This is a genomic window from Nodosilinea sp. LEGE 07088 (assembly GCF_015207395.1).
GTDB lineage: Bacteria > Cyanobacteriota > Cyanobacteriia > Phormidesmidales > Phormidesmidaceae > Nodosilinea.
Genome location: NZ_JADEWX010000022.1, coordinates 47,326 through 53,878 on the forward strand (window position 1 = coordinate 47,326; position 6,553 = coordinate 53,878).

Here is a 6,553-nt window from a genome sequence, read left to right on the forward strand (position 1 = left end):
CCAGGGATAGTTTCCGTAAACTTTCGCCTTTTATTTACGATTTCTCTACGGTTTCTACCACATCGATCGGCAGTTGACCGGTGGCATAGGCCCGCAGTGCATTGATGATATGGATATTGGCTTTGGGAAAGGGAAATTCTTCGATCGCATCGAGGGTGACCCAGCGCACCTCATCGCACTCGATCGGCTGTGGGTCACCGCTGAGGTGGGTGCAGTGGTGCACATTGAGGGTGACCTTAAAGTGCGAGTAGGCGTGGGTGATGGTGCAGAGGCGATCGCCCACAGCGATCGCTATCCCCAGCTCTTCTTGAATTTCTCGGGCGATACAGGCCTCAATCGTTTCACCCGGCTCGATTTTGCCGCCCGGAAACTCCCACAGCCCGCCCAGCAGGCCCTCCTGCTTGCGCCGATCGATCAAAATCTGCCCCTGGTCATTCCAAATCACGGCGACGCCGATTTGCTTGTGGGGCAGGGGGCCTTTGGTGTCTGACATGGGCAGCTCCGTCTGAATATTGAGATTATAGGCCCGACAATGGGTCTGCCAGGGGCAGCGATCGCACTGGGGCAGGCGGCGGGTACACAGGGTTGCCCCCAGATCCATCAGCGCCTGGTTAAAATCCCGAGGGTTGTCAGGATCCAGCAGGTGCTCTGACAGCCGCCACAGGTCTTTGAGGGCTTTGGCCGGGGGCACTGGCAACGCCACCAGTCGGGCCAGCACCCGCTTCACGTTGCCGTCGAGAATGGCGTGGGGCAGGTTAAAGGCCGAGCTGAGAATGCCCCCCGCCGTCGTTTTGCCAATGCCAGGGATAGCTGTAAGCACCTCAAAATCTTGGGGAATCTGGCCGTTGTGCTCCGCCACAATCTGCTGGGCGGCCCGGTGCAGATTGCGGGCCCGGGCGTAGTAGCCCAGCCCTTCCCACGCCTTCAGTACTGTTTGCTGATCCGCCACTGCCAAAGCCTCTACCGTCGGAAACTGCGTCAGCCAATTTTGGTAGTAGGGCAGCACCGTCTTCACCTGGGTCTGCTGGAGCATGATCTCCGAGATCCAGACGGCGTAGGGGTGATCGATATTGCGCCAGGGTAGGGTGCGGCCCTGGGCGGCATACCAGACCAGCAATTGCGATCGCAACGCCTCGACAAGAAAATCCGGCCAGGGCTGAGTCGCCAGGGCCGGATCGGGGGATTGGGAGAATGGAGTTATCCCTCTCGTTGCACTCGTTGAGTAGAAACCCGAACCATCGCGCGCGGTAGAACAGCGACGGCTGGGGGAGGAACGGGACTGGGGTGGGTTTTGGCGATCGCTCACTCGTTCTCAGGAGCCGAGTCTGCCGACATCAGCGAGTCCTCAAAGGCCATGCGCTGCTCGGCACCCCGCAAAAAATACCCGCTCATCATAGCAGAGGCCAGCAGACGGCCCAGGTTTTCGCGGTTGGTGGTAATTTCAACATCAAAATGTTGAGAAGGGAGCCCGCCCAGTAGCCCAATGATGTTGTGCTCCATCATCTGTTGCACCTCAGAGGAGGCCGGGTTAGACAGCTGAGCAACGGTTTCGGGGCTCATACCGTGAACATACTGCATCAGAGAGTTAGGGAGCTCAGAATTTTTGAAGCCGTTACCGTTAAACAGGTCTTGGGCTTTACCGGAAGAATTGCTCACAGTGGATACCTCGCTTGGCTAGCAATATTGGTGCGGCCTGGGTTAGTTCAGATTGAGCTCGGTAGAGTTAGTATGCCCGCCGCATAGCAGAATCCTACTTTTTGTTAACTAGATAACTATCTTATCTCTACATCAGGCTGATCAGTGTTTCCTGAAGCTCATGTGATTAAGTTAACAGGCTGCGGTGGGCTGTTGGGTGGGTAGAACCGTACCCTCCCAGGAGGGATTTTGCCCCCGCCAGCCAAATTTGAATCAGCCTCTAACGGTAGATGTTTTCCTGCGGCTCAGGCTCCAGGATAACTACAGCCTTTCTCAAGGAGAGTTCAGACAGCTTAAGGCAAAGATCATTTTTCGTTGCGCCCGATCTGCCACAATTGCCAATAATGTCCTTAAAGACCCCAAAATGACCCTTTCTACCCCAGCGGCCCCGTCCTCAGCCGATCTGGTGCATAGCCATCTAACGGCCCGATACCAAGCTGTACGCGACCTGAGCGCAGCTCTCTGCCAGCCCCTCGAACTTGAAGACTACGGTGTGCAGGCCATGGCCGATGTCAGCCCGCCCAAGTGGCACCTGGCCCACACCACCTGGTTTTTTGAGACCTTTTTATTGCGACCGCATCTAGAGCATTATCGAGAGTTTCACTCGGGTTACGGGTACTTGTTTAATTCGTACTATGAGGCGGTGGGCGATCGCCATCCCCGACCCCAGCGCGGCCTGCTGTCGCGGCCCACGGTAGCCGAGGTTTACCAGTACCGAGCCCACGTCGATGCCGCCATGGCCACCCTGCTACAGCACCAGGGTGATCACCCAGCCGTGGTAGACCTCACCACCCTGGGGCTCCACCACGAGCAACAGCACCAAGAGCTGTTGCTCACCGACCTCAAGTACAACCTGGCCATTAACCCCCTGTATCCGACCTACCGTCAAGATGTCGCCTTGAAAACATTGGCGCCTGCCCCACCGCTGAAATTCGTAGATTTTCCCAGCGGGCTCTACACCATTGGCCATCGAGGTTCGGGCTTTGCGTTTGATAACGAAGGCCCGGCCCACCCGGTCTACCAGCCAGATTTTGCCCTGGCCAACCGACCCGTCACCAACGGTGAATACCTAGAATTCATCGCTGACGGCGGCTACCAGACCGCCACCTACTGGCTATCTGAGGGCTGGGCCATGGTGCAAAGCGAAGGCTGGCAAGCCCCCCTGTATTGGCAGCCCCGTGACGGCGAATGGTGGGTGTTTACCCTGGGCGGCCTTAAGCCCGTCAACCCAGCCGAGCCCGTTTGCCATATCAGCTACTTTGAAGCCGATGCCTTTGCCCAGTGGCGGGGCGATCGCTTGCCCACCGAAGCCGAGTGGGAAGTGGCTGCCGCCAAGATCGCCGTGCAGGGAAATTTGCTGGCCGCCGATCACCTGCATCCCCAACCAGCCCAGGGCTCTGACCCGCTCGCCCAGCTCTACGGCGACACCTGGGAATGGACCCAGAGCGCCTATCTGCCCTACCCCGGTTTTCGCCCTGCCCCCGGTGCGGTGGGAGAATACAACGGCAAGTTTATGTGCAACCAGATGGTGCTGCGGGGCGGCTCTTGTGTTACCCCACCCGGGCACATTCGCCCCAGCTACCGCAACTTTTTCCCGCCCAGCGCTCGCTGGCAGTTTAGTGGTCTGCGGTTGGCCAAAGGGTGAGGATTTTGGAGTTTGGATTTTAGAGTTTGGATGTGATGCTTGGACTCAAAACTCAACCTTGAGGCTGCCAACCTTACTCTGCTCTCTTCACCCTTGTACCCTTCACTCTCGTTTGTCGAGTCTCCTCTATGCCCATTAGTTCTCGCTCTCAGGCTACCCCCTCTCCCGTCAAGCTCTACGACTTTCATCCGCCTGTGGAAGACTTTCGCAGTGCGGTACTGCGGGGTCTGAGCCAGTCTCAAAAGACCATCTCCCCCCAGTTTCTCTACGACAAGCGGGGGTCTGAGCTGTTTGATGCCATCTGCCAACTGCCGGAGTACTACCTGACTCGCACCGAGATGGGCATTTTGCGGGCCCATGCCCAGGAGATGGCGATCGCCCTGGGCAACCGCGCCCTGGTGGAATTGGGCAGCGGCAGCAGCCAAAAAATTCGGATTTTGCTGGATGCGGCCCCCCAAGTTAAGACCTATGTGGGCGTCGATATCTCGCGCCAGCACTTGCAGGAGGCCTGTGCGGCACTGATGCAAGATGTGGATGGGTTGGAGGCGATCGCCGTCTGTGCCGACTACACCCAACCTCTACCGCTCAACACCATTCCTGAGCTGCACAATCGGCCCACCATTGGCTTTTTTCCTGGTTCTTCCATCGGCAATTTGGAACCAGCGGAGGTGATTGCCTTTCTCAAAACCGTAGCGGTGCTGGGGGATTTGATTGTAGGCGTCGATCTGAAGAAATCTGCCGCTATTCTCGAACCCGCCTACGACGATACCCAGGGGGTTTCGGCGGCTTTTGCGCTCAACGTGCTGACCCGCATTAACCGCGAGCTGGGGGCCGACTTTGACCTCACTGAGTTTGCCTACAGAGCCCACTACAACGAAATTGAGGGACGGATTGAAATGGCGATCGTCAGCCTCTGCGACCAAACCGTCCACCTGGGCAATACCAAAATTTCCTTTGAACAGGGAGAAACCATCCGCACCGAGCATTCCTACAAATACACCATCGACGAATTTCAGCTATTGGCTATGAAAGCTGGGTTTCAGCCCGTGCAGGTGTGGACTGATGCAGATCAGCTCTTTAGCCTGCACCACTTGAAGCAGTTATAGAGGGTCTAATCAGGGCCTTGGATGCAATACCCCGATTAGACCTTCAGTGTGAGACGCTAGACGCTAGTGTTAACTGGTTTCGCCCCCTATGCAGGTTGATTGGCAAGACGTTAAACCCTACGACGACATCATTTACGAAAAGGCCGATGGCATCGCCAAAATCACCATCAATCGGCCCCACAAGCGCAACGCCTTTCGACCCAAAACCATTGTTGAGCTGTACGAGGCCTTTCTAAACGCCCGCGAAGACAGCCGCATTGGCGTGGTGTTGCTGACCGGGGCAGGTCCCCACACCGATGGCAAGTACGCTTTTTGCTCCGGCGGCGACCAGAGCGTGCGGGGCCACGGCGGCTACATCGACGACGACGGCACCCCCCGACTCAACGTGCTCGACCTGCAGCGGCTGATGCGCTCGATGCCCAAGGTAGTGATTGCCCTGGTAGCGGGCTATGCGATCGGCGGTGGCCATGTGCTGCACGTGGTGTGCGACCTCACGATCGCTGCCGACAATGCCATCTTTGGCCAAACCGGCCCCAAGGTGGGCAGCTTTGACGGTGGCTTTGGCGCTAGCTACCTGGCCCGCATGGTGGGCCAAAAAAAAGCCCGGGAAATCTGGTACTTGTGTCGTCAGTACAGCGCCCAGGAAGCTCTCGACATGGGCCTGGTCAACTGTGTCGTGCCGGTGGAGCAACTGGAGGCCGAAGGGGTGCAGTGGGCGCAGGAAATTTTGCAAAAAAGCCCGATCGCCATTCGCTGCCTCAAAGCCGCCTTCAATGCCGACTGTGATGGTCAGGCGGGGCTGCAAGAGCTGGCGGGCAACGCCACCCTGCTCTACTACATGACCGAAGAAGGCTCCGAGGGCAGGCAGGCGTTTCTGGAAAAGCGGCAGCCCGATTTTCGCCAGTATCCTTGGCTGCCCTAGCGGGAAGGTAGGGATAAGGAGGATGAGGGAGATGGGGGGTATGAGGGAGATGGGGAGGGGTGACTCAAGCTCTCCCCTTTGAAGGCATTGGCAAACCAGACACTTGCTATTTAAGCTTGTTTGGATGGTGTTTTGCCAGTGGCAAAATAGGTGAGAGTAGTCTTTAAATTTAAAGTATAACGATGTCTGTCGGCTTGAGTTAAGTTCTTTTTGTGAATGCTGGCGATGTTTTACTTTACAAGAACTCGGAAAAATGTCATTTCAAGTTTGTTGTTGCTGTCTATAGCCTCACTCCGGCGTTGCTGACGTCTGTCTGCAACCTACACGGAGTGAGCTTTTTTACTCAAGCCCTAACTCTTCAAACACCCTCTAAATGAAAAACCTTAGCTTGAATCTAATTCTGTTGATTGGAGCAGGCCTCGCTGCTCTCACGGTTGTTGGAATTAGCCGAGAACCAGCATTAAGTGAACCCTTCTGCTACATGATAACCGAGAGTGGTGAGACTGTTGACTTGACGTCTAACCTTTGCCAAAACACAGAAGAGGAAATGCCCGTGATTGAGAGTAATGAACCTAACGAAATAGTGGATATAGAAGGGGCTCGATCAGGTCCTTATACGGTCGGGGATACTATGGATGATGGAGTCAGGATACTATCAAACTCCGGAGATATAGTCGAATTTCTCTACCCAACTGGAGCTAAGGTTGTAAGAGACCTTAGAAATGAGACCATTTCTTATATATCTCCTAGTGGCGAAGAGGTAGCACCTGGTAGTTCTATAGAGCTATTTGAAGGCGAAAGGGTTGAAGTTCAAGATATGTCTGATCCTGAGTTCCTTGTAGATGATAGTGCTCTAAGCGAGATTGGAGAAATAGACGATGAAGGCTTTCTTCGACCATATTAGGAAGATCAAAATGATAGCCCTTCTCGGGCTTTCATCCGGAATGGTTTTATTCATATCTAGCTCTCCTGCTATTGCCGGAGCTAGGGACTACTTTATTAATGTAAACGGACAACGAGTGGCTATCCTTTATCGGCTCTTCCGGATCCAGGGTGGTAATTGTATAATGAGTTACGTTTAGGGGGATTGACATCATGGACTTTCACCTAGATACGCTGCTTAATTTTCCTAATGCAACCGTCGAGCAGTGCATTCAGGAGGCCGGAGAGATATTTCTGACATTG

General features: G+C 55.2%; 6 protein-coding genes. 4 read left to right on the forward strand and 2 right to left on the reverse strand.

Going from position 1 to position 6,553, the window contains the following annotated elements:
• Positions 1–34 precede the first annotated feature (34 nt).
• A complete protein-coding gene (gene mutY / locus IQ254_RS07970) occupies positions 35–1,129 on the reverse strand; it encodes an A/G-specific adenine glycosylase (RefSeq protein WP_228040345.1) in 1,095 nt (364 codons plus the stop codon).
• A gap of 173 nt (positions 1,130–1,302) precedes the next feature.
• Positions 1,303–1,656, reverse strand: coding sequence for a DUF760 domain-containing protein (locus tag IQ254_RS07975; protein ID WP_313887399.1), 354 nt, complete (start codon positions 1,654–1,656; stop codon positions 1,303–1,305).
• 403 nt (positions 1,657–2,059) lie between these two features.
• Between IQ254_RS07975 and egtB the strand changes: the two genes are divergently transcribed.
• The 4 genes from egtB (at position 2,060) to IQ254_RS07995 (ending at position 6,272) form a co-directional block, all read left to right on the forward strand.
• Positions 2,060–3,340 carry an ergothioneine biosynthesis protein EgtB gene (egtB, locus tag IQ254_RS07980; protein ID WP_193965645.1) on the forward strand — a complete coding sequence of 427 codons (1,281 nt, stop codon included), beginning with the start codon at positions 2,060–2,062 and terminating at the stop codon, positions 3,338–3,340.
• 128 nt (positions 3,341–3,468) lie between these two features.
• Positions 3,469–4,446 carry an L-histidine N(alpha)-methyltransferase gene (gene egtD, locus IQ254_RS07985; RefSeq protein WP_193965646.1) on the forward strand — a complete coding sequence of 326 codons (978 nt, stop codon included), beginning with the start codon at positions 3,469–3,471 and terminating at the stop codon, positions 4,444–4,446.
• An 88-nt stretch (positions 4,447–4,534) separates the two neighbouring features.
• Positions 4,535–5,368, forward strand: a complete 834-nt coding sequence (gene menB, locus IQ254_RS07990; protein WP_193965647.1) for a 1,4-dihydroxy-2-naphthoyl-CoA synthase — start codon at positions 4,535–4,537, stop codon at positions 5,366–5,368.
• 373 nt (positions 5,369–5,741) lie between these two features.
• On the forward strand, positions 5,742–6,272 hold the full coding sequence (locus tag IQ254_RS07995) for a hypothetical protein (RefSeq protein WP_193965648.1): 531 nt from the start codon (positions 5,742–5,744) through the stop codon (positions 6,270–6,272).
• Positions 6,273–6,553: the final 281 nt, after the last annotated feature.

Bases quoted from the DNA above. Each gene is read 5' to 3' on its own strand.
- egtD (WP_193965646.1), top strand. From the start codon at position 3,469: ATGCCCATTAGTTCTCGCTCTCAGGCTACCCCCTCTCCCGTCAAGCTC.
- IQ254_RS07995 (WP_193965648.1), top strand. From the start codon at position 5,742: ATGAAAAACCTTAGCTTGAATCTAATTCTGTTGATTGGAGCAGGCCTC.
- menB (WP_193965647.1), top strand. From the start codon at position 4,535: ATGCAGGTTGATTGGCAAGACGTTAAACCCTACGACGACATCATTTAC.
- egtB (WP_193965645.1), top strand. From the start codon at position 2,060: ATGACCCTTTCTACCCCAGCGGCCCCGTCCTCAGCCGATCTGGTGCAT.